We start from the raw sequence: 2,500 nt of genomic DNA on the forward strand, positions 1-2,500 counted from the left end.
TGGTTGCGGGGGCAGGATTTGAACCTGCGGCCTTCAGGTTATGAGCCTGACGAGCTACCGGGCTGCTCCACCCCGCGATATTATTTTACAGCAGAAAGGGCCGCGAGCGCGACCCTTTTGTGACGGCGTGGGCCGTTGTGTGTGATGAGAAGATTTAAGTTGCGTTTTGCAGACCTGGCAGCGACCTACTCTCCCGCGTCTTAAGACGAAGTACCATGGGCGCAGGGGCGTTTCACGGCCGTGTTCGGAAAGGGAACGGGTGCAGCCACCCCGCCATAACCACCAGGTCGGCAAAGCGCAACTTAATGTTTGAGAAGCTGGCAGGCATTAGCCTGTTTTCTTTTGAACACGTCTTTGAACTTTTCCAGCTGCGAGTGCTTGTGGCACCCATACAGGCCAGAGGCCGTCGCGCTTGTTAGCGCGGGCCGTCCGCAGCGCCATTGGCGCGTCAGGACAAAGGTCTGATCATCGATCCGGACGAAGGCAAAGCCTTCGCCGGGAGATGAGCATAGTCAATGAGAACGATCAAGCCGATCGAGCTATTAGTACCGGTAAGCTTCATGCGTTGCCGCACTTCCACACCCGGCCTATCAACGTGGTCGTCTTCCACGGCTCTGATAGGGAACACTCGTTTTCAGGTGGGTTTCCCGCTTAGATGCCTTCAGCGGTTATCCCGTCCATATATAGCTACCCTGCTATGCCCTTGGCAGGACAACAGGTCCACCAGAGATATGTCCATCCCGGTCCTCTCGTACTAGGGACAGATCCTGTCAATATTCCTACACCCACGGCAGATAGGGACCGAACTGTCTCACGACGTTCTGAACCCAGCTCACGTACCGCTTTAATTGGCGAACAGCCAAACCCTTGGGACCTGCTCCAGCCCCAGGATGCGATGAGCCGACATCGAGGTGCCAAACAACCCCGTCGATATGGACTCTTGGGGGTCATCAGCCTGTTATCCCCGGCGTACCTTTTATCCGTTGAGCGATGGCCCTTCCACACGGGACCACCGGATCACTATGACCGACTTTCGTCTCTGCTCGACTTGTCAGTCTCGCAGTCAGGCGGGCTTATGCCATTGCACTCGACGACCGATTTCCGACCGGTCTGAGCCCACCATCGCGCGCCTCCGTTACTCTTTCGGAGGCGACCGCCCCAGTCAAACTACCCACCATACACTGTCCCGGACCCGGATGACGGGCCGCGGTTAGACATCCATGACGATAAGGGTGGTATTTCAAGGATGGCTCCACGGAAACTGGCGTCCCCGCTTCAAAGCCTACCACCTATCCTACACATGCCGACACGAATGCCAGTGTAAAGCTATAGTAAAGGTGCACGGGGTCTTTCCGTCTGACCGCAGGAACCCCGCATCTTCACGGGGAATTCAATTTCACTGAGTCTATGTTGGAGACAGCGGGGAAGTCGTTACGCCATTCGTGCAGGTCGGAACTTACCCGACAAGGAATTTCGCTACCTTAGGACCGTTATAGTTACGGCCGCCGTTTACTGGGGCTTCGATTCAAAGCTTGCACCTCTCCTCTTAACCTTCCAGCACCGGGCAGGCGTCAGACCCTATACGTCGTCTTGCGACTTCGCAGAGCCCTGTGTTTTTGATAAACAGTCGCTACCCCCTGGTCTGTGCCACCCCACAATAGTTGCCTACCATGGGGTCACGCTTCTTCCGAAGTTACGCGTGCAATTTGCCGAGTTCCTTCAACATAGTTCTCTCAAGCGCCTTGGTATACTCTACCTGACCACCTGTGTCGGTTTCGGGTACGGTCTATACGGTGGAGCTATTTCCTGGAACCGCTCCGCTGCCCATCCAATCCAATAAGAATGAACAACTTGTGCAATCCGTCACTACCACCAGGCCCACGAATATTAACGTGGTTCCCATCGACTACGCGTGTCCGCCTCGTCTTAGGGGCCGGCTAACCCTGCTCAGATTAACTTTAAGCAGGAACCCTTGGTCTTTCGGCGAGAGGGTCTCTCACCCTCTTTATCGTTACTCATGTCAACATTCGCACTTCCGATACCTCCAGGAGCCCTCACGGGTCTCCCTTCATCAGCTTACGGAACGCTCCGCTACCACTTGCATTACTGCAAATCCTCAGCTTCGGTGCATGGCTTCAGCCCCGTTACATTTTCGGCGCAAAGACCCTTATTTAGACCAGTGAGCTGTTACGCTTTCTTTAAATGATGGCTGCTTCTAAGCCAACATCCTGGTTGTTTTGGGATCCTCACATCCTTTCCCACTTAGCCATGACTTGGGGACCTTAGCTGGAGGTTAGGGTTGTTGCCCTTTTCACGACGGACGTTAGCACCCGCCGTGTGTCTGCCGAGTAGTACTCCCCGGTATTCGGAGTTTGGTTAGGATCAGTAAGACGGTGAGTCCCCATAGCCCATCCAGTGCTCTACCCCCGGGGGTATTCGCTCGACGCTCTACCTAAATAGATTTCGCGGAGAACCAGCTATTTCCGAGTTTGATTGGCCT

Annotated in this window: 1 tRNA gene and 2 rRNA genes (1 of these 3 cut by a window edge); all 3 read right to left on the minus strand. The window is 54.8% G+C overall.

The window, feature by feature from the left end:
* Nucleotides 1-77 (minus strand) — tRNA-Met (locus tag EFQ99_RS34605).
* A 95-nt stretch (nucleotides 78-172) separates the two neighbouring features.
* A 5S ribosomal RNA gene (gene rrf / locus EFQ99_RS34610) occupies nucleotides 173-287 on the minus strand.
* Nucleotides 288-521: 234 nt separating this feature from the next.
* A 23S ribosomal RNA gene (locus tag EFQ99_RS34615) occupies nucleotides 522-2,500 on the minus strand; it runs 819 nt beyond the window's last position.

Origin of the sequence: Rhizobium vallis (genome assembly GCF_003985155.1) — a bacterium.
GTDB lineage: Bacteria > Pseudomonadota > Alphaproteobacteria > Rhizobiales > Rhizobiaceae > Rhizobium > Rhizobium vallis.